Raw genomic sequence first — 19,806 nt, forward strand, 5'->3', positions numbered from 1 at the left:
GTTACTCGCCGATGTTCAGACGTCGGTGGACACCGGCAATGGCGTTCGCCATGTCCTCGCCGCTGATCAAGCTGAGCTGGTCGACGCCGAGATTCTCGAAATCCGTTGAGCGCGCGAGTCGCATGTCGCGACTCTGCTCGCCGGCCTCGACCAGTTGGCGGGCGTATCGGCCGTTGCCGGCGATATCGATGGCAGGCTTGTCGCCCAGTTCACGTTGGCTCAGCAGCGTGGCGGCCTCGAATACCTGCTTGGCCGCGTCTTCGTCGAGTGACGAGTCATTGCTTTTGGCAATGACTTTGGCGATCTCAACGATTTCTTCGGGGGAGTAGGACTCGAACTCGATCCGGGTGGCGAACCGAGATCGCAGGCCGTCGTTTGCCTCCAGCAGCCGGTCGATGTCCGATCCGTAGCCGGCGATGATCACCACCAGACGGTCCCTGTCGTTCTCCATCCGGGCGAGCAGGGTGTCGATCGCCTCCGAGCCGAAGGCGTCACCGCCCTGCAGGCTGTCCTGCACCAAGGTGTAGGCCTCGTCGATGAACAGCACGCCGCCCAGCGCCCGGTCGATGGTCTTGGACGTCTTGACCGCGGTGTGCCCGAGGTACTCGCCGACGAAATCCTTGCGGGAGGCTTCCACCAGCTTGGGTTCGGAGATGACGCCCAGCCCCGCCAGGATGTTGGCGACCACGCGGGCGATGGTGGTCTTGCCGGTACCCGGCGGCCCGGTGAAGATCATGTGCTTGGACTGCTGCCCGACCTTCATCCCGCGCGCCGCCCGGATCTTCGCCATTTGTGTTGCAGCGCGGTAGGTTTCGACCTGCTCTTTGACCTCCGCCAGGCCGATCTGCCGCTCGAGTTCGGCCTCCGCCTCGGCCAGCAGGCGGTCCCGTTCCGCCGTGTCCGCAACCACGGTGGCCGGGTCCCACGGGTCGGTCCGCGCAGCGATCTTCTCGGGAGTGGTGGTCTCCAACCGGTAGTTCGGATCACGAAGTGCAGCAGTCACTTTTGGCTCCGGGTAGCTGGCCTGCAACCACTCCAGCAGCACCCGCGCGGAGTCTTCGTTCCCGAGTTTGCGCCGGGTCATGGCCAGGTACCAAGCAATGGCGCGGGCGCAAGCCTGACCGGCCGGTGAGTCATTGGCCTCGACCAGCCTGCGTTCGGCCTCGGTGAACAAGCCGAGGTTGGCCGCCGCCACACCACGCGCAACCCCGGCAGCGGCCGCCAAGAAGGCGTCCGGCCAACCTTCGGAGGTACGGAGCACTTCCATGACGTCGGTCCAGCGCTGCCCGGACGCATAGATCACCGCCTTGGCCCAGGCCACCAGATGCTCGGCCCCGGTGGCCGGCGCGTTCTCCAACGCATCGAGAGCGTCGCCGTGATTACCCTCGGCCGCTTCATTGATCGCGAACGCCAGAGTCAGGGCCAGCGCCGACGCCACCGGATACGTGATGTCGCCGAACTCACCGCCGATGCGCACCCGGGCGCCGACGGCGCTCAGGGACACCTCCGCGGCACCGGCCAACGTGCCGAGATTGCCCCGCGAGTACCACGCCCGGAACAGCGTGGCCCGGTCGTAGTCACCGCAGCGGATCCGGCCGACCCAGGCATCGCAGGCGTCTTCGTCGGTCGCGGTGATCTCACAGAACAGTTGCAGCGAGCGGGCCGGCGAACTGCTCAGCATGCCGACGGCGCTGTTGAATACGGCAGCTAGTTGTTCTGTCATTCGTCTCATTCACCTGGGTATCGGGTTGCGAAGACCTGGGCCCGAGCGGCAGCGGCGTCCTCTGGCGACGGCAGGTCAAGGTTTCGGGTCAAAAAGTCGCGAGTGCTCGCGGTGTCGTGGCCGGACTGCGTCATCGCCTCGAGGGCCATCGCGTGCTGGGCCGATCGGGCCTGTTGGTTCGCCAGATCGGCGAGCACCAGGACGTCCTCGCAGAGTTCGGCCTCCGACAGGGCAGCCGCGTCGGCCGACAACCTCACCTGCTGGATCCTGCCGTCCAGGTGAGCCGTGACCGATACCGTCCGCGGCGGGTTGGTGACGGTGAACGACTCGGCGCCCGATTGCACCGAACCCTGCTCAGGGCGGTAGAGGAAGTCGAATGCGTCCAGGCCGTGACCAGGTTCGTCCGGGCCGTCTGCCGGCGCGTCGTCGTCGAACCCGTCGGAAGTGTCGGGACGTGGGCGGTCCACCAAGGTCGTCGGCCTCTCACTCCGCCTCGGCGCCGTCGGCGCCGGATCGGTCGAACCACGAGCGGGACGGCAGGAACTCGACCAGCCCTTGCAGCGCGCGCTCCAGGTTCTCGTCTGTGCCGGGCAGGAAGCTGCCGTACAACTCACCACTGACCTTGCGCGGTAACGACACGATGCGCCCGAGGCGGGAATCGAGTACACCGGCCGCCACATCGGCTCCCGAGTACGTCCCGCCCGGATGCCGTTCGTTGGCCGTGATCTCGACCCAGCTGTCCGGGTTGCCGACCAGCTCGGCGTAGATCCGGGCCGAACTCAGGGCTATGCCGAACTGGGTCAGTTGTTCGGGATCTCGGGAAGCGGCCAATCGTTCGGTGGACCCGGTGAGCGGCTCGACGTTGGCCGGTGCCGCCGAGCCCAGCACCGCGTTCACCATGCCGGCCAGGCCGACCTGCGGGGCAACGCGCTGCAGCACGATCATCTCGCCGTCGCGGGCGGCGATCACGTGCCGCTCGCCCTTACGACACACCACGAATCGCAGCATCTTGCCGCCCAGATTGCGCCGCCACCAACGGCCCTCCAGCGCACGGTCCGCTCGGCTCAGGGTGTCGACCATGGCCGCCACCTCAGGGTGCACCGAACCGTAGATGTCCAAGATGCCTTGCGCGGTGAGGTCCCGCCGGACCTGGTCCCACACCACGTCGCGCAGGTCCAGCTGCGGGATGTTCGGGCGGATTCCCAGTGATGTCGGGAACTCCATCAGGTGCAGGCTATCGGCGATCACCAGAATCCCGTCGATGGTCACCTCGACACCGACGACGTCATCGATGCCGCCCGCGGCATTGGCCGCAGCGGTGTACGGACCAGACATGAAGCACCCCCAGCTGCACTCGCGGCACCGTTACCGGCCGCTCATCGCGGCCGGCGCGGGCCCTCACCCCAGTATCGGACCGCCGCCGCCTCGCCGGTGGCCAGTCCGTCACAAAACCCCGTCCGACGCGACCCGAACGCCGGCGCCGGCATCCCGGTCAAACGCTCCGGAACCTCCGACCCCCGCGGCATCACCGCCACGCCGTATCGAGCTTATCAGCGGATTCGATAACGGCACGACGCTCGTTCGACGGCCGCAAAGCACTCTGGCAGAGTCGAACGATGTTGGCGCAGAACATCTTTAGCTCCGATAGTGGTCGGCCACCGCGGTGGTGTCCGACCCGCCCGCGACACCGGCCGACCGCGGCGGCTACCGGGGTTAGGTCACCGGCCGTAGTTGAATACTTGTTGTATGCCGACGAGATGGCCCCGAAGAGAAAGCCGTGCCCGGTGACAGATCACGACGACGCCCCGCACGCCGACGACGCGCGCCCAGAGCCGTTCGACGACCCCAGCCCCGCGACCCCGCGCGCCTGGCCCGCGGCGCCGAAGACACCACCGCGACCTGTCCAGCTCACCGAACCGCTGCAGCGTGGGCCCGTTTCGCCTGGTCGCGCCCCACATCATGGTCAGCCCGGCCCGCCGCAACAGCCGCCGTGGCCCGGACCTGGTCCGCACCAGGGACCGGTACCAGGTCAGTGGCCGGTACCTCCGGGCCCTCGACCAGGCCAGCAGCCTCCGGACCTCGGCGCACCTCGGCCGCCGGCGTCATACGCCGCGCTGATCCGGCCTGCCGAACCGGCACCGCGCAAACCCGCGCCGACCCGAGGCTGGCGCAAGACGCTGTTCCAGGCCACCTTCGGGCTGGTCAACCTGGGTCAGTCGCCCGATGAGATCCACGAGGCAGAGCTGGAAGCGCGGGTCCGGTCCGTTCTGCGTGGGCATTACAAGATCGGCGTCATGGGCAAGGGCGGCGTGGGCAAGACCACCGTGTCCGCCTCCATAGGTTCGGTTTTCGCCGAACTGCGCCAGGACCGGGTGGTGGCCGTCGACGCCGACACTGCCTTCGGCAAGCTCGGCAACCGGGTCGACCCCAAAGTTGTGGGCTCGTATTGGGAGTTGGCCTCCGACCAGCATCTGGAGACCTTCGCCGATATCCGGAACCGGATCGGGAACAACGCCGCGGGCCTGTACGTGCTGGCCGGCGAGGCCAACCCCGCCCGCCGCCGGGTGCTGGACGCGGCCATCTACCGCGAGGCGATCTCCCGGCTGGACCGGCATTTCACCATCTCGATCATCGACTGCGGATCGACCATGGACACCCCGGTGACCAAAGAGGTCCTGCGCGACCTCGATGCCCTGGTCGTGGTGTCTTCGCCCTGGCTCGACGGAGCATCAGCCGCCGGCCAGACGCTGGACTGGCTGGCCATTCGCGGCCTACGCGGCCTGCTGCAACGAACTGTGGTGGTGCTCAACGATTCCGATGGGCACGCCGACAAGCGGACCCGATCAGGCCTGGCCGAACAGTTCGCCCGACAGGGCCAGCCGGTGGTGGAGGTGCCGTTCGATGCGCATCTGCGTCCGGGTGGCGTCATCGCCGGAACCGGCGAGATGTCCCGCGCGACGCGCCGCAAGTTCATCGAAGTCGCCGCGGCCCTGGCAGCGTTTTTCCCCACCGGCGACGACCGTCACCGCGAGCGGCGGCCCTAGGCCAGCTGGCTGATCAGGGATTCGACCAGCTGGGCGGCATCCGCAGGCACCGGCGCCCCGGCTTCGGCGCCCAGCACCACGCCTTCGGCTACACCCGCGGCCTGGGCGGTTTCGGCGACGGTCAGATTCGCACTGCGCCGCGCCGCATACAGCCGCTGTCCCAGCGTCGCGGTGGGTGACTTTGCGCTGAGCAACGTCAGCTCGTCGATGCGGGACCGCACCAGGCCCAGCGCCTTGATCAGTGGCGGCGAAACGGGTCCCAGTCGGGCCGCACTGGCGGCCACGCCCTCGAGCTGCCGAAGGTCGATCAGGATCGAGGTGATCCATGGCGTGAACTCGGAGTGGTCGATCGCCGGAAGTGCCTCGGCCGTGGCGCTCAACGTGCTGACTGCCGCCACCACCGCCTGGGCGATCAATGGGACTTCGCCGATTTGGGCGTTCGGCGCGGGCGCTGCGGGCATCGCCGTCGCCTCCGGGGCCGATTCACCGCTACGGATGCGGGCGATGGTCCCGATCGGCCATTGCAGAATCTCCTCGAGACGGGAACGCGTCTTGTCGCGGGGCCAGCTGCGCCCCTTCTCGAAGGCAATGAGCGCGCCGGCGTTGATGACACCGTCGGCCGCCAGACTTCGCTGGCTGATGTCGAGTTGGCGCCGGCGAGCAGCTGCGGCGGCGCCGGCCCGTGCCATTCCCGGGTCTACCGGCGGCAGGGAGATGATCTCGGTGGCCTCGTCCGGATCGATGTTGGCCAACCGTGTCACCTCCAGTCCGTGCTCGCGTGCCCAACGCAAAACCTGAAGCGCGCCGCTGCGTGTGTTACAGCTTAGACGGTTCGCATCCGCTACATAACTGTCGCGTCGATGATTTCTAAACCGAATCACAGCGCTGTCATTGCTGCAGTTTGCCATCATCCACCGCGCACTGCTCCTGTGTTTCCCACTGCCCAAACCGCCTCTACCTGCGTTTTCATCCCATCCGTCGGTTTTCGATTCAGTGCAACGGTTTAACTGTTGCATTACTACGGTCCGCTGCTATACATTGAGCTCAACAGCGACCGACCGTGGCGGCGCAAGAACGAAGGAGCAACCCGATGACTGCAGTGGGTATGGACGGACTGCCGCTCGGCGAGTGCACGCAGAACCCGGAGCAATGGACGACGTTTGCTGACGACGACGCAAAGACCGTCTGTCGACAGTGCCCGCGGCGTTGGGCCTGCGCCCGCGAGGCCGTGGAATTGCCACGCGCCGAAGGACTTTGGGCCGGCATCATGATCCCCGCCGAAGAGGGCCGAGGCCGCACCTTCGCCATCAAGCAACTTCGGTCGCTGGCCGAACACAACGGCTACCCGGTCCGCAAGCGCCGCTTCACCGAGGTCGCCGAGGTCGCCTGAATCTTCGACCGCTCGCGCTGCCGATCGAGGGGGCGGCAGCGCGAGCGGTCCTGCGTGAAGCTCACCCCGCCACGGTTACCGTGGCGGGGTGAGCACTTCCGACCGAACCGGCGCACCAACCACCATCAACGTCGAAGCGGACCGCTTCACCATCGCGGTCGAGGGCAAGACCGTCGGGCTGATCGAATTCGTTGATCGCGACGGCCGCCGCATCTTCCCGCACACCGAAGTCCAGCCGGCCTACGAAGGGCGCGGTCTGGCAACGATTTTGGTGGCCGAGGCACTGCAGGCCACCCGCGAGGCAGGTCTACGTATCGTGCCGGCCTGCTCTATGGTCAGCGGCTACCTCGCCAAACATCCCGAGTACGACCCACTGGTCGACCCGGCCTAAGTGATCTCGGCGCTTCGTATCGTTACGGAGCGCGCCGAGATCACTGGTTGAGGTACTGCGCAGTGGTCCCGCTGACCGGCATGTCCGGCAGTCCCAGCTTGCCGTGATCCCAACTGCGGACCCGGATCGGCACCACCCGCACCGCGATTCGGTTGTTCATCATCTGATCGACGAACGGGCGCATCTCGTCGGTGTAGGGGCCGGTGTAGCGCTCCCACACGCTGATGCCAACGCGCAGCAACTGGTCTGGGTCATCGACGATTTCGGCCCGCCCGTCGATGGCCATGCCGCGCAGGGTGCCGTAGGTGAGACCGTCTTCGACCATCACGGTGATGGTCGGATCGCGACGCAGGTTGACCGCCTTCTGCGACTTGGCCTTGGTCTCGAACCAGATCTCGCCGTCGAGCAGGGCGTACCACATGGCCACCAGATGAGGCTTGCCTCCAGGGGAGATCGTGGCCATGGTGGCGGTCCGGCTGCGATCGATGAACTCGGCGACCTCGTCGTCGGTCATCTGGATCTTCTTGCGCTCGTTGGTTCCCACGTCTTATCCCTATCAGGCGGAGCCTTCACTGGCCAGCACGGGGCCGACTAGTCTGCTGCCAGGGCCTCCACCGCTGAGGCGAACATGGTCGCCTTGATCGCGCCCAGGGTCCCAGAGTCCTTACCCACCAACGGAATCAGCATGGCGATCGCATCCGCGACCACCGCATCTTCGGCAGCCGCAGCGTCGGCCAGGCCATACCGCGCGGCATCGTCACCACCGAAGCGCCGACCGGTGGTCATCGACGCGATCGCGGCCTGCGGGGTCAGCTTGGACTGGATCAACGCCGCCATGCCGCGGGTGAACGGGATATGGATGTCGACCTCGGGGAAACAGAAGAAGCCGCGGTCGGCGCGCATGGTCCGGTAGTCGTGGGCCATGGCCAGCATCGCGCCGGCGCCGAAGGCATGTCCGTTGACCGCCGCCGCCGTGGGGATCGGCAGGGTCAGGACCCGGGAGAACAGAGCGTGCACCCGGCCCACGTACCACTGCATCTGGTCACCGTGCGCCATCAGCCAATCCAGGTCCAGGCCGTTGGAGTAGAACTTGCCGGCACCAGTGGTGACCAATCCCTGTGCGTTGGCCTGTACGTCGTCGAGCACGGCGTTGATATCGTCGAGAAAGCCCAAGCTGAAACGGTTTTCGTCGTCGCCGAGGTTCAGGATCGCGATGTTTTCCTGATAGGTCAGGTTGATCGTCATGATTTCTTGCTCCTTTTCGTGGGTTCTTCGGCCAGCACGGCCCGCACCGCGGCTTTCAACCGGTCGCGCGCCCAGGTATTGGTGATTCTGTTGCGGGACAAGATGATCGACGTGGGCAAGTCGACGATGCAGAGGGTGACGGCGTCGACGGCCACGCCGTCCCGCCGGTCCCAGAGCAGCATCGACAGCCTGATCATCAGCGCGATCAGGTCGGATTCGAGCGCACCGAGCTCGGCGGACAGACTCTCCGACAGGTCGGGCGCGAGCAATTGATCCCGGGGGATGCGCCACAGCAGCCGAGAGGACTGCGGGTGCCGGTGCGCGAATTCGGCCGGGGCGTCGGCAGCGGCCACCACCGCCTCCACCGGATCGACACCAGGTGTTGCAAGCACCTCGTCTACCAATTCGGTTTGTACATCAAGGAATCGGCCGGCCGCACGCAACCAGGTGCGGGCGACAAGCTCGGCCCGGGACCCGAAATTGTGGTAGATCGCGCCGTTGGACACTCCCGCCGCCGCGGCCACCGCGCGCGTCGTCACACCTGCGGCACCGGCCTGTCCGGCCAGGGACTCGGCGGCGTCGAGCACCGAGTCCAGTTCGTATACGCGCGGGCGGGGCACCGCACCACCATAACAGAGCAATCGCTCTGTTATTATTCGGCGGGCTACGGCGGATAGATCTGCTTCACGCTGCCGTCCGGGTTGACCTGCATATAGCCGGTACCCGGGGCTGTGGAATGGATTGCCAGGCCCAGGCCGCCGCCGTCCTCACCTTCGACGATGAGGTAGGTCCCGGTGCCGCCGGGCGCGCCAAGGGCTCCGGGCGCGTTGGCCAACGTGGCGGCCACCGCAGGCACGTTGAACGCGCCGAGATCGACCAGCACGTCGAAGGAGCTGGTCGTCGAATCGGGCGCCCAGTTGCTCCAACCTCCGCGGTACATGTAGCTCTGATCGAGGTGGCTGTTCTTCGGATCGGCCCGGTCCATGATCGCGTAATCGGGGTAGACCACCAGCTTGAATCCCATGGTGTCCCCGAACTTGGCGCGGATGGTCGCCAGCAGGTTGGTCAGACCGTCGGCGGACTGGAGTTCGCCGGGTCCCGCCGGGGTGGCGGGCGCGGCGGACGTACTCGCGGCCGATTCCGACGATTGCGGGTCCGACCCCGATGTGTTCGCCTCCGACGTCGGCGAAAAGCGTTGCCCGCTGGTCTCATTCGTCGCAACTGAGCGATCACCCTGGGGCCAGACCGCGACCACGATCACGGCGGCCGCAATCACGATGACAGCCAACAACGCCGCCACGATCACGACCGCAGGGTTTCGCCACCACCGTTGCGGTGGTTGACCGTTCGTCGTGGGCGGCGCCGACCACGACGGTGGCCCCGCCGGGGCGGCGTGCTGTGTGTGCGCGCTCGCTGCGTACGCGGTCGGGTTGGTGGCGGGGTAGGGGACCGCGGCGGCCCAAGCCGGCGCCGACGGCGGGGCGGGCTGAACCGGCAGAACAGGTGCGCTCAGCGCGGCGCGGGCGGCCGTCGCCAGGTCTTTGGTCGTGGCAAAACGCCGGTCGGGATCCTTGGCCATCCCGCACGCGATGACGTGGTCCATCTGCGTCGAGATCCCCGCCCGCATCGTCGATGGCCGCGGTGGCTCCTGGTAGAGGTGGCCGGTGATCTGCCGTTCCACGCTGTCCCCCGGGAACGGCTGCATCCCGGTCAGGCACTCGTACAGCACGCATGTCAGCGCGTAGATGTCGGAACGCGCGTCGGCGCGGTCGGTGGTGAAGCGCTCGGGTGCCATATAGGCGACGGTGCCGATGGTGGCACCGGTGCTGGTCAGCTTGGTCTCGTCGGCGGCCCGGGCGATGCCGAAGTCGATGAGGTAGGCAAAGTCGTCCGGGGTCACCAGGATGTTCGCGGGCTTGACGTCGCGATGTATCAGCCCGACGCCGTGCGCGGCACCCAGCGCGGCGGCCATCTGTTCGATGATGGACACCGCCCGTTCCGGTGTCAGCGGTCCGTCGGTGAGTAGTTGTTGGACGGTCTTTCCGTCGATCAACCGCATCGTCACGTAGAGCCGGTCATCGATCTCGCCGAAATCGTGGATGGGGACGATGTGCGGCTCATCGAGCCCGGCGGCCGCGTGGGCTTCTCGGCGGAACCGCACCTGGTACTGCTCGTCGTCGGCGAAGTTCGGTGGTAGCACCTTCATCGCGACCACCCGCTTCATCGTGGTGTCGTAGGCCTTCCACACCTCGCCCATGCCGCCGCGGCCCAGCAGCTCCACCAGCCGGTAGCGGCCGAACGGTGTCCCATCCACGGGCTAACCATAAGAGGCAGGTGCCTGACCTGCCACGGTTTCCGGTCGCCCGGACTAGGCGCGCACCGTGCGGCGATAGGTGACCTTGTCGAATTCGCGGCCGTATTCGTCGACGGCCATCACGTCCATCTCACTGAGCAGCTGTCCGGGGCGTACGTCGACCCTGATGAAGGAGTAGTTGCGGGACCGCACCCGCGACCAGCCGACGGCTTCTGCCTGTTTACCGCCGTCGGGTGTCCATACATAGCTGTTCGGCACCGAAAGATCCGGAATCTCGTTGCCGCGGTAGCTTTCCCGTTCGCCGGGCTGAAACTCGTAGCGCGGCCGGCCGCCGGCGCCGACGGTGTAGTAGACGGTGCCGTCCGTTTCCGGGTAGACGGTGGAGTAGTCGCCGGCGGCCGTCGTCGGCCGGCCCGCCCTGATCGGGTCGGTGCGCTCGAACACGTGGTTGTGGCCCTGCAACACCAGATCAACCTGGTACCGATCGAACAACGCACCCCAGGCGTTCCGGACGCCACCGTCGCTGGCGTGTGACTGCGTGGTCGAGTAGGCACAGTGATGGAAGAAGCAGATGACGAAGTCGACGTTCAGGTCGGCTCGGTGCGCCGCCAGAGTGCGCTGTACCCAGCCATTCTGTGAGCCGCCGGAATATCCTGTGTTGGAACGGATTTCGTAGCTCACGTCGTTCGCGTCCAGTGACAGTACTGCCACATTGCCGTACGTGAAGGAATACACCGACGGGCATCCGGACGGCCCGTTCGCCGGGAAGTCCAGTCGCGCCAGGTGGCCGCCGTAACCGTGATGGGAGTAGGCGGCTTCCATATCGTGATTGCCGGTGGCGAACATCCACGGGGTGGTAGCGGCGCTGGCCTCGATCGAGCCCAGGTATACGTCCCAGACGAACGGGTTGTACTTGTCGAATCCGCTCGCGGGATTGCTTCCCGACGGGACGAACGAGGGCCGGCGGCCCATCCCGGACGGATCCGCATAGGCGATGTCCCCGGCCAAGAGGTGAAAGTCCGGTCTGGCCGCGACGATCTGGTTGAGGACGTTGACGGTGTGTGACACGTCAGGATCGTCGTCGGACTTGTAGTAGCTGTCGTCGTAATCGCCACGCTTCAAACCTGCTGGCTGCGTTGGGGTTTCATCGGTGCCCTGATCGCCCATCATGGTGAAACGGAACGGCACCAGGGCATTGCGTGCGCTCGGCACCGCGGTCCTGGCCGACAGCACGTCGCTGACGAAGCCATCAGCGGTGCGCCAACGGTAGAAGTGTGGGGTGCCGCCGGGCAAGCCATCGATCGGGACGTGGGCGTAGAACTGTTCTGCCGCCAGCACACCGCCGTCGCTCGACGGAATCTGGGTGATCAGGTTTCGGATCTCGGCCTGCGCGGTGGCACCCAGATCCGCAGTCGGTCCGTGGTCGATGAAAACCTTGGTGGTACCCGGGTTTCGGGACAGCTGGGCACCAAACCGCAGCTGCCCGGAGGCGTCTGCACCGAAGCCCACGTGCCTGTTACCGACTCCCAGTTGCGTTCCCTCGGCGTAGGCCCGCCGACCGAACGGTGAAACACCCAGTGCTGCAACGGCTGCCGCGGCGGCTGAGCCACGCAGGAAGTTTCGTCGTGACACCCGGTGCCGGCGCAGGTAGCTCTGATGCCAGTCATACTGCTCGGCCATCGTCAGGCCCGATGCGACGGCGGTCGGAATGCCGGTCTCGGGGATCTCGCCATCGGCGGCCAGGGGATTCATGGGCACCCCCCGATGGTGGACCACAGCTTTCCGTCCGGCCACTCAACTTGCCGAACTGATAGGAACATTGTGGTGAACACCTCGGGCAATCGCGCCGAGTTTCAGCGGTGGAGCACCATCGCCACCAGGACCAGGCCCAACAATGCGACATACATGACCGCATGCACACGGTCAGGGATCGCCCGGCCGGCCAGGATGCGCTTGAGTCCCGCGATGGTCGGCAACGAGCCGGCCAGCAACGACGCGGCTGCAATCAGATTGATGTGCCCGATTTCACCCGCGGTCGTGCTGACCGGCCCCGCGAAGGCGTACACCAGGCTTCCGACGACGGCGACCGGGAGGCTGAGCGGGTTGGCCATGGCGGTGGCGGTCGCCATATCAACACCTTTACGTCGCAACAGTGGCACCGTCAGGACACTGCCACCCACCCCCAGGAAGCTGGCAACGCATCCAATCAGCGTGCCGCCCAGCGTTTTCTGCGTCGCACTGAGCGGCTCACGGGGACCCGACCGGGTGACGAAGCCGCTACGCAGCAGGCAGTCGGCGATGGTGACCGCGATGTACACCACGAACAACCAGTGCAATACGTAACCCGGCACCAGAATCGCGGCGTAGGCACCCAGACCCGCACCGACCGCGATGAACAGGGTTATCGGCCAAAGGTATTGCTCGGCCAGCCGCCCCTGTCGTGCGCTCGCGACAGTCGCCGAGCCGGCATTGACGATCATCACTGCGGTCGAGGTCGCCACTGCGGTGTGCATGGCACTGTCACTGTTTCCAGACGCCGCGGCCAGCACATACACCGCAGGGACCGTGACGAAGCCGCCGCCGAAGCCGAACAACACCGTGGTGACGCCGGTCAGCACTCCGACGCCGAACAGTAGGACCAGACTCACTGCTTGGACAGTACGGGCAGCTTCCCGAACGCCGGGACGCTGACGGCCCCGTAAAAAGTCTTGGGCATAACCGAACTCATTCTCAGCAAAGCCTCAGATCGCGTCGGCACGGTGGAGTCACGCGCCGAGAGCGGCGCACTACTCGTCGGCGTCCCCAGAAAGAGGAAGCTAACCATGAACTACCGGCCGGATTATTCGCCTCAGGGCGACGACTCCCCGTGGTCTCCCAGAAGCGCGACACCGCAGCCCAATCCGGTGCACTGGAGCCAGAACCGCTACCAGAAGCCCTACGACACGACCGACTTCACCCAGTACTCCAACGCGGCCACCCAACAATTCCAGGTACCGCGGACCGCGCAGCCAAATACCCAGCCGCAGAAGCGTTCTCGCACCGGTGTCGCGGTGATCAGCGCTGCTGCCATCGCCTTGACCGCCGGGGTCGGTGTGACCCTGGCTTTCGATCACCTCAACCATCCGGCGTCCGGTTCACAGGTCCCGGCTCCGGCAAATCTCCAGAAGCCCGGTCCGGCAAAGGCAGCGCCGGCCGCGCCGGCCAGGGATGCCGCGCCGGCGGGTTCGGTCGAGCAGGTTGCCGCCAAGGTCTTGCCCAGCGTGGTCAAGATTCAGATCCAGACCGGGCAGGCCAGCGAGGAGGGCTCCGGCATCATCCTCAGCTCCGACGGATTGATCCTGACGAACAACCACGTGGTGGCCGACGTCGCGGGTAATCGGAGCCCGATGCCTTCCCAGGCGATGCCGAACCAACAGATGCCGAACTTGCCGCGCGGCATGTTCCCGGGCGGCCAGCTCCCCGGCGGACCGAGCTTCGGCAGCCAGGACCCCGGCGGCCAAGACGGACCCGACGCACAGGATCCGGGCAGCGCCGCGCCGTCGGGCCGCAGCAGTGGCGGCGTGAAGGCGACGGTGACCCTCGCGGACGGCCGCACCGCGCCGTTCACGGTGGTCGGCGCCGACCCCGATGACGACGTGGCGGTCATCAAGGTGCAGAACATCTCCGGGCTGACCCCCATCTCCATCGGGTCCTCCAAGGACGTGCGGGTGGGCCAGAGCGTCGTCGCCGTCGGTTCTCCGCTGGGGCTGCAGGGCACCGTGACCACGGGAATCATCAGTGCGCTGGACCGTCCGGTGGCCACCGGTGACGAGCAGTCCGGGCAGCATTCGGTGATGAGCGCCATCCAGACCGACGCACCGATCAACCCGGGCAACTCCGGCGGTGCCCTGGTGGACATGAACGGCGACCTGATCGGGGTGAACTCCGCGATCGCCTCGCTGGGCGGTGGTCAGGGGTCGGCGGGCGCGCAGGCCGGGTCGATCGGCCTGGGCTTCGCGATTCCGGTGGATCAGGCCAAACGTATTGCCGACCAACTGGTTTCGAACGGTACAGTCCAGCACGCCTCGTTGGGTGTGCAGCTGGCGGCCGACGACAACGCACAGGGCGCAACGGTGGCCGGAGTCGCCGACGGCAGCCCGGCGGCGGCCGCCGGTCTGCCCAAGGGCGCGGTCATCACCAAGGTCGACGACAAAGCGATCGACGGCCCCGATGCCCTGATCGCCGCGGTCCGCTCCAAGGCTCCTGGCGACAACGTCGCGCTGACCTTCAACGACCCGTCCGGTGGCTCCCACACCGTGCAAGTCACACTGGGCCAAATGCAGTCGTAGACAACGAGATCGAAGGCCCGGTACCTCCTCATGGGGCGCCGGGCCTTTTCGTCACCGCGTTGCGGCCCGCTTCTTCTTGTCGTCATACATCAGCTTGTCGGCCCGGTTGAGCAATTCGTCCAACGTGCTCGCGACGCCTAGTTGCGTCTGCACAAGACCGATACTGGCCGACAGCCGGAACGGCCGGGCGGTCGCCGCGTTGAAGCGGTCGAAAGCACCAATAATTCGCTGGCGCAACAATTCTGGTTCAGCACCGTATCCGGGTAACAGCACGCAGAACTCGTCGCCACCGATCCGGGCCACGAATTCCGATTCGTGCACAGTCTCACGCAACAACTTGCCGATATCGGCCAGCAGCGCATCGCCGACCTCATGGCCGTGCTGATCATTCACCTGTTTCAGACCATCGACATCGATGAAAGCCAGCAGACACCGCCGACCGTTGTGATGAACGGAGTGCAGAGCCGATTCGGCCAGCAGATAGAAGCCGCGGCGATTGCACAGTCCGGTCAGATCATCGGTGAGCGAGAGCTTGTGAATCGCCGCATTGGCCCGCTCCAGCGCCACGGTGCGCTCGCGCACCCGCTGTTCCAACTCCGAGTAGACCCGCACGTTCTCCATGGCGATCGAGGTCGAATCGGCGAGGGCCTGCAGCAGGGAGACCTCTCGCTCCGATGGTTGACGCTGCACTGCCCAATACGCGCCGATCGCCCCGACCGGGTCCAGTTTCCGGATGGGCACCATCGCCAATGACTTGACGAAGGTCGGACGGTACGCCTCGTGGGGGACTCGTGGGTCGACGTAGATGTCGGGGATCACCGCGGCGGTGCGGTTGAGCATGACCCACCCGCTGACGCAGGTGGCCATCGGGAAGCGACTGCCCTTCCACAGCGGGGCGATCGCATCCTCGTCGGCGTAGTAGCACTTGTCGTGGTCGCGCAGGACGAAGGTCGTTCCGTCGCAGCCAAGGAGTTCACGGGCTGAGGTTCGGACAATGCACTGAATGTCAGCCAGGCTGCGCGCCAGCGATAACTCCTGCACTGCGAGGACCAAGCGTTCCATGCCACGGAGGTAGTCGGCATCTGTGAATTCGGCCATCCTTGCACCCCAGTCCAGCACCATCGACATATTACTGAGGTCGGGAGACCCGGTCACAAATAAGCAGACGCTGTGCCGGGACCGGCGCCTCCGACATCGTCGATACCAGACGGCCGCGGATCTCGGTCAACGATTCGCAGCGTTTGCCCAGATGCTTGCCAACAACGAACGTTGAGCAGAATATATGCGCGATTATCTGGTACAAACCACTGGAAATGCAAGGATCGTTAAGCGGATTTCGGTTCACGTAGTTAGCTAGGAGAGTGGTCATGTCTCAGGACTGGCTGCTCGCGGTCGACCTCGGGTCGTTCGCGATGGCGGGCATCGGACTGCTCTTCGTCGTCGTCTGGGCCATCGACCGAAGCCGCGCCTGCGCCGCGGCCTTCGCCGGCGCCATCGGCTGCTATATCGCCGGGACGCTCGCGCTGTCGGTGCCGTCGACAGCGGCACTTGCGTCGTCTATCCACGGCGTCCTGTTCCCTGTCGCGATGGTCCTACTGGCCGACGGCTTGTTGCGCCGGGTGGCGGACCGGCTGCCGCGCCGCACGATGGCCGGATACCTGGTCCCGATGATCGTGATCGTCTGGTATTTCGCCTATGGCACACCACTCTTGGTCGGGCGGGTCGTCACGCAGAACCTCGGGACGGCGCTGCTGCTCAGCATCGTGGCGCGGAGGCTCTGGCAGCGCGCCCCGAAGACCGGCCCCGACCGGGCGGCGCTGGTCGCCACGGTCACGCTGGTAACCGCGCTTGGCATCGACGTGGTGGCGGCGCAATTCTCGACGGTGCCGCGCGAGCTCGTGACGCCAGCAGACCTGGACAGCTACATGCACTCCCACTTGGAGCTGTGCTTGATCGTGTCCAGCACGGTCGTGCTGCCCGCCTGCATGATCACGCTGCTGGCGGTCACTGTCATCGATATGGCGCGTGAACTGCGGCTACAGCGTGATTGTGACGAACTGACCGGCCTACTCAACCGCCGCGGATTCAACCGCCGCGCGGAAGCGACGTTGCGAACCACCGAGCACAGCACCTTGATCCTGGCCGATCTCGACTACTTCAAGGCGGTCAACGACACCCTGGGACACTCCAGTGGCGACAAGATCTTGATCGTCTTCGCTCGGATACTCCTCGATTCCGCGGGGCCGGGCCAGATCGTCGGTCGCATCGGTGGCGAGGAGTTCGCCGTGCTCCTGCCGCACACCGGATTGGAGTCGGCGGTCGAGTGGGCCGAGTCCGCGCGGATCCGGATGGCCTCCCAACCCGTCGAGCTGCGCGGCGAAATCACCACAGTGACCGCGAGTTTCGGCATCACCGCCGGCAACTCCGGATCACAGTTGAATGCCCTGCTCGATGCGGCGGACAAGGCTCTGTACAAAGCCAAAGTCGGCGGGCGCAACCGGATCTCAGTGGGTCAGTGACGCCGACACCCCAGCGTCGACAATACGTCCGAGTCGCTCGGTAGTGAACTTCCAGCAAATTTCTTGACCTTCGCGATCAAGATCAGCTTTTCGGACCAAGCAGGCCCCTTGATCGCGTCATTCCAGCTATCCGCACCTGAAAGGGTATTACTACCTGCTTCTCAGCGATTTCTCAACGACCAATTGACATACTCGTAAACGCCATTCGGCGGTGAGACGGGTTCGCCCAGCATCGACGGCGCAAACAACCTGTGCGTATGGCACACCTGGCTCATCGGAAGGCAGCACATGACGTTCACCTGGCACCGCTTTGCGTCCACAGAGCGCACGAAGCCGGTCAGCGCCCTGGTCGGCGGGACCGCGGCACTCGCGCTCATCGCGGCGGCGCTGCTGTCCCCAGGAACCGATGACACCACGTCGGCACAACGGACCCGCCACGGCAGCGATCCGGAGTACACCTCGCCGACCCAACCCGCCATGTCCATGGGCGCGACCACCGTCGGCCCGACCGAACAGATGCCCTCGGTCGCGGGAACCGAACCCGCGATCACTTTTGCGGCCCCGAGGGTCAAGGCGCCGCACTAAGACCTCCCGGACGCGCAACCGCGTCCGTGCCTCCGGCGGCTCAGGATCGGGCCGCCGGGGCTCACACGTCGTTCAGGCGTGCGCCGACGCAGTCGCAGTCCGGCTCACCTTCGACGAGCAATGGCCGTCGCATGGCGGCGTCACCGCCGGTGCGCTTCGCCGCGAACATCGCCTGGTCGGCGCAGTCGATCGCGGCGCCGAGCAGGCCCTGCACGTCGGCGTCCCGGTGAGAGATGTCCTCCAGTGCAACGGTCGCGACGCCGACACTGGCCGTCACAGGAGCCTCATCCGCGGCTTCCGCGATGGCGCCCCGGACGCGGTCACTGATACCCGTGACGTACTTCAGTGAAACGACGTCGACGACTACGAACTCCTCACCACCGACCCTGGCGACCAGCGCATCTGGACGCGAGGCCTGGACGATTCTGCGAGCGCTGCGTACCAGAACAGCGTCGCCGACCGCGTGACCGAAGCGGTCGTTGATGCCCTTGAAACGGTCCAAGTCGATCACCATCACCAGGAGGCACGCGCCCGCGTCGGTCTCACCGCGGTGGTGGGTCAGCAGGTGTCCGATCCGTAGGTTCAGGCCGCGACGGTTGAGCAGCCCGGTGAGCTGGTCGGTGATCGAGTCGTTGGCGTCATTGCGCAGCACCCAGATACCGAATTGGACGACCGCCGGCAGCACAACAAACGAGCCGACCGCTGCCAGCGTCTTCGCGGCCGCGAGATACGGATCACCATGTGGGCCAAAAGCGATGGTGACCGCGAATGCGCAAGTCGCGATGAGAGTCCAGAGTGTATGTAGGGCAAGGCTTTTCGGTCCTTCAAAGAACTTGACGTAGGCCGAGATGAGGAGCAGCGCGTTCAGGCCGAAGAAGCCGGCGAGGCGATTGGAGTCCAGCAGCGCGACGGTGGCTATCCCGACGTCCGCGTAGACGATGAATGCGATGGACACCGATCGCGACGGCCAACGTCCGAACCACCACACCAATGCCCATACGAGCGCCGATGCGGCGAATACCAATGAGACGGCGCGCGACGGGGTCGTGTGGGGTCCCGCCGGGGAGAATTGGATGACGACCGAGATCGCCGCTAGCAGCGCCGCGCACCCCCCGACCAGCAGTTGCACCCCATCGAGCAACCCGCGCTGGGCGAAGTAACCGATCTGCGTGTCGTAGTCGACAGGCTCGGACCACCAACTGCGCGCCGACGGGGCAACCGCTGCCAAGCTGCGCAGCTTTGCCAACACATCGGTCCCCGTTCGCGATGAGAAATTTTGGGCGCCGACATCCCCCGCCCGATAACTCGCACGCTAGCAGCCAGCAATAGCTATGTCTACGGATGGAAGAAAAGCACGTCATTGCCGTTGAGTTCTGAATGTGGCTAATTTTGCCGACTGTCCGTAGGGCCCCGAGGGACTCGGGGCGACGCCTAGGCTTCACCGACCGCGACAACCTTGTCAGGATTCATACGAATAGTACGAACTATATTTGGGTCTCAGCGGAGTGCATCACCGATCGGGCGGACTCAACCCAAGCAGCCGAGCGCACAGCAGGTGGTGCCGAAAGGAGGGCACAGGTCAATGCCGACGACATTTCACGGCCATCTGGAGACCCTCACGACCGGGGTCTCTCAACTGTGCGATCTGGTGGGTGAGTCGATGAGGCAGGCCACGGTGTCGTTGTCGACGGCGGATCTGGTGCTGGCCGAAGAGGTGCTGGGCCGCCAGAATGACATCGCGTACGAGTGCGGTCGGCTCGAAGCCACAGCATTCAACGCGCTGGCCCTGCGCGCGCCAATCGACGATCAGCGCGTGGCGCTGAGCCTGCTGAAAAGTGTCGCCGATGTTCAGCGGATGAGTGCGCTGATGTTGCACATCGCGAGGATCGCCAGGCGCCGCCATCCGGCCCACGCCGTCCCCGCCGAACTACGGGGATCGTTCGCCGCGATGGGCCTCATCGCCGTGCGCCTCGCGAGCGATGCAGGTGCCGCCGTGCAACGTGGCGACGGTGATCAAGGCGCCGAGTTGGCCGCCCGCGACGATGCCCTCGATGCATTGCATCGACGGGTGTTTTCCTTTGTCCTGGAACAGGACTGGCCGCATGGCACTACGGCCGCGGTCGACGCGACGTTGTTGAGCCGCTACTACGAACGATTTGCCGACCACGCCGTGCAGATTGCCGGCCGCGTCGGCACGCCGCCCGCAGGCGGTCCGGCCTGGAGGCGAAGAACGCCTACCTGAGGTCGTAATTTCACTACGCGGTCGC

Annotated in this window: 19 protein-coding genes; 7 read left to right on the forward strand and 12 right to left on the reverse strand. The window is 65.8% G+C overall.

What is annotated here, in order from left to right; translation table 11 throughout:
- Nucleotide 1: 1 nt before the first annotated feature.
- Genes eccA through ABIA30_RS23300 form a run of 3 tightly spaced genes read right to left on the reverse strand, consistent with a single transcriptional unit; the run spans nucleotide 2 to nucleotide 3,058 of the window.
- On the reverse strand, nucleotides 2-1,723 hold the full coding sequence (gene eccA / locus ABIA30_RS23290) for a type VII secretion AAA-ATPase EccA (RefSeq protein WP_370069812.1): 1,722 nt from the start codon (nucleotides 1,721-1,723) through the stop codon (nucleotides 2-4).
- 5 nt (nucleotides 1,724-1,728) lie between these two features.
- Nucleotides 1,729-2,190, reverse strand: coding sequence for a YbaB/EbfC family DNA-binding protein (locus tag ABIA30_RS23295; protein WP_370069814.1), 462 nt, complete (start codon nucleotides 2,188-2,190; stop codon nucleotides 1,729-1,731).
- A gap of 16 nt (nucleotides 2,191-2,206) precedes the next feature.
- Nucleotides 2,207-3,058, reverse strand: a complete 852-nt coding sequence (locus tag ABIA30_RS23300) for an ESX secretion-associated protein EspG (protein ID WP_370069816.1) — start codon at nucleotides 3,056-3,058, stop codon at nucleotides 2,207-2,209.
- 449 nt (nucleotides 3,059-3,507) lie between these two features.
- Here ABIA30_RS23300 and ABIA30_RS23305 point away from each other — a divergent pair, with 449 nt between their 5' ends.
- Entirely contained in the window at nucleotides 3,508-4,767 is a 1,260-nt protein-coding gene (locus tag ABIA30_RS23305) for a MinD/ParA family protein (protein WP_370069818.1), read from the forward strand.
- On the opposite strand, the gene ABIA30_RS23310 is transcribed toward ABIA30_RS23305, so the two are convergent.
- The gene (locus tag ABIA30_RS23310; protein WP_370070079.1) at nucleotides 4,764-5,519 is read right to left on the reverse strand and encodes a transcriptional regulator; all 756 of its coding nucleotides are present in this window, start codon (nucleotides 5,517-5,519) and stop codon (nucleotides 4,764-4,766) included. The two genes, ABIA30_RS23305 and ABIA30_RS23310, sit on opposite strands and share 4 nt — an antisense overlap.
- Nucleotides 5,520-5,857: 338 nt before the next feature.
- Here ABIA30_RS23310 and ABIA30_RS23315 point away from each other — a divergent pair, with 338 nt between their 5' ends.
- A complete protein-coding gene (locus ABIA30_RS23315; protein WP_370069820.1) occupies nucleotides 5,858-6,157 on the forward strand; it encodes a WhiB family transcriptional regulator in 300 nt (99 codons plus the stop codon).
- Between the two features lie 88 nt (nucleotides 6,158-6,245).
- The gene (locus ABIA30_RS23320; RefSeq protein WP_370069822.1) at nucleotides 6,246-6,548 is read left to right on the forward strand and encodes a GNAT family N-acetyltransferase; all 303 of its coding nucleotides are present in this window, start codon (nucleotides 6,246-6,248) and stop codon (nucleotides 6,546-6,548) included.
- A gap of 40 nt (nucleotides 6,549-6,588) precedes the next feature.
- On the opposite strand, the gene ABIA30_RS23325 is transcribed toward ABIA30_RS23320, so the two are convergent.
- From ABIA30_RS23325 to ABIA30_RS23350, 6 genes are all read right to left on the reverse strand, one after another.
- Complete coding sequence (locus tag ABIA30_RS23325) at nucleotides 6,589-7,092, reverse strand: pyridoxamine 5'-phosphate oxidase family protein (protein WP_370069824.1); 504 nt, start codon at nucleotides 7,090-7,092, stop codon at nucleotides 6,589-6,591.
- Nucleotides 7,093-7,139: 47 nt separating this feature from the next.
- Nucleotides 7,140-7,793 carry an enoyl-CoA hydratase-related protein gene (locus ABIA30_RS23330; protein ID WP_370069826.1) on the reverse strand — a complete coding sequence of 218 codons (654 nt, stop codon included), beginning with the start codon at nucleotides 7,791-7,793 and terminating at the stop codon, nucleotides 7,140-7,142.
- Nucleotides 7,790-8,413, reverse strand: coding sequence for a helix-turn-helix domain-containing protein (locus tag ABIA30_RS23335; protein WP_370069828.1), 624 nt, complete (start codon nucleotides 8,411-8,413; stop codon nucleotides 7,790-7,792). Before ABIA30_RS23335 ends, ABIA30_RS23330 begins: the two co-directional genes overlap by 4 nt.
- Nucleotides 8,414-8,457: 44 nt before the next feature.
- The gene (locus ABIA30_RS23340; RefSeq protein WP_370069830.1) at nucleotides 8,458-10,107 is read right to left on the reverse strand and encodes a serine/threonine-protein kinase; all 1,650 of its coding nucleotides are present in this window, start codon (nucleotides 10,105-10,107) and stop codon (nucleotides 8,458-8,460) included.
- 54 nt (nucleotides 10,108-10,161) lie between these two features.
- Nucleotides 10,162-11,865, reverse strand: coding sequence for a metallophosphoesterase (locus ABIA30_RS23345; RefSeq protein WP_370069832.1), 1,704 nt, complete (start codon nucleotides 11,863-11,865; stop codon nucleotides 10,162-10,164).
- 95 nt (nucleotides 11,866-11,960) lie between these two features.
- On the reverse strand, nucleotides 11,961-12,755 hold the full coding sequence (locus tag ABIA30_RS23350) for a sulfite exporter TauE/SafE family protein (protein WP_370069834.1): 795 nt from the start codon (nucleotides 12,753-12,755) through the stop codon (nucleotides 11,961-11,963).
- A gap of 174 nt (nucleotides 12,756-12,929) precedes the next feature.
- On the opposite strand from ABIA30_RS23350, the gene ABIA30_RS23355 reads away from it, so the two are divergent.
- Nucleotides 12,930-14,435 carry a S1C family serine protease gene (locus tag ABIA30_RS23355; RefSeq protein WP_370069836.1) on the forward strand — a complete coding sequence of 502 codons (1,506 nt, stop codon included), beginning with the start codon at nucleotides 12,930-12,932 and terminating at the stop codon, nucleotides 14,433-14,435.
- Nucleotides 14,436-14,486: 51 nt separating this feature from the next.
- Here the strand turns inward: ABIA30_RS23355 and ABIA30_RS23360 are convergent, their stop codons facing one another.
- Complete coding sequence (locus ABIA30_RS23360; protein WP_370069838.1) at nucleotides 14,487-15,533, reverse strand: diguanylate cyclase domain-containing protein; 1,047 nt, start codon at nucleotides 15,531-15,533, stop codon at nucleotides 14,487-14,489.
- Nucleotides 15,534-15,802: 269 nt separating this feature from the next.
- On the opposite strand from ABIA30_RS23360, the gene ABIA30_RS23365 reads away from it, so the two are divergent.
- Entirely contained in the window at nucleotides 15,803-16,954 is a 1,152-nt protein-coding gene (locus ABIA30_RS23365) for a diguanylate cyclase domain-containing protein (protein ID WP_370069840.1), read from the forward strand.
- A 288-nt stretch (nucleotides 16,955-17,242) separates the two neighbouring features.
- Nucleotides 17,243-17,539, forward strand: coding sequence for a hypothetical protein (locus tag ABIA30_RS23370; RefSeq protein WP_370069842.1), 297 nt, complete (start codon nucleotides 17,243-17,245; stop codon nucleotides 17,537-17,539).
- 61 nt (nucleotides 17,540-17,600) lie between these two features.
- Here ABIA30_RS23370 and ABIA30_RS23375 read toward each other — a convergent pair whose 3' ends face one another.
- Nucleotides 17,601-18,767 (reverse strand): diguanylate cyclase domain-containing protein, encoded by a 1,167-nt coding sequence (locus ABIA30_RS23375; RefSeq protein WP_370069844.1) that lies wholly within the window; start codon nucleotides 18,765-18,767, stop codon nucleotides 17,601-17,603.
- Nucleotides 18,768-19,121: 354 nt separating this feature from the next.
- Here ABIA30_RS23375 and ABIA30_RS23380 point away from each other — a divergent pair, with 354 nt between their 5' ends.
- A complete protein-coding gene (locus ABIA30_RS23380; protein ID WP_370069846.1) occupies nucleotides 19,122-19,781 on the forward strand; it encodes a phosphate uptake regulator PhoU in 660 nt (219 codons plus the stop codon).
- The last annotated feature ends 25 nt before the right edge of the window (nucleotides 19,782-19,806 follow it).

This window comes from Mycobacterium sp. MAA66 (genome assembly GCF_041261665.1).
In the GTDB taxonomy this organism is placed as follows: Bacteria; Actinomycetota; Actinomycetes; order Mycobacteriales; family Mycobacteriaceae; genus Mycobacterium.

Coding starts and splice junctions, on each gene's coding strand:
- ABIA30_RS23380 (WP_370069846.1), top strand. CDS start 19,122: ATGCCGACGACATTTCACGGCCATCTGGAGACCCTCACGACCGGGGTC.
- ABIA30_RS23360 (WP_370069838.1), bottom strand. CDS start 15,533: ATGGCCGAATTCACAGATGCCGACTACCTCCGTGGCATGGAACGCTTG.
- ABIA30_RS23330 (WP_370069826.1), bottom strand. CDS start 7,793: ATGACGATCAACCTGACCTATCAGGAAAACATCGCGATCCTGAACCTC.
- ABIA30_RS23365 (WP_370069840.1), top strand. CDS start 15,803: ATGTCTCAGGACTGGCTGCTCGCGGTCGACCTCGGGTCGTTCGCGATG.
- ABIA30_RS23300 (WP_370069816.1), bottom strand. CDS start 3,058: ATGTCTGGTCCGTACACCGCTGCGGCCAATGCCGCGGGCGGCATCGAT.
- ABIA30_RS23370 (WP_370069842.1), top strand. CDS start 17,243: ATGACGTTCACCTGGCACCGCTTTGCGTCCACAGAGCGCACGAAGCCG.
- ABIA30_RS23315 (WP_370069820.1), top strand. CDS start 5,858: ATGACTGCAGTGGGTATGGACGGACTGCCGCTCGGCGAGTGCACGCAG.
- eccA (WP_370069812.1), bottom strand. CDS start 1,723: ATGACAGAACAACTAGCTGCCGTATTCAACAGCGCCGTCGGCATGCTG.
- ABIA30_RS23355 (WP_370069836.1), top strand. CDS start 12,930: ATGAACTACCGGCCGGATTATTCGCCTCAGGGCGACGACTCCCCGTGG.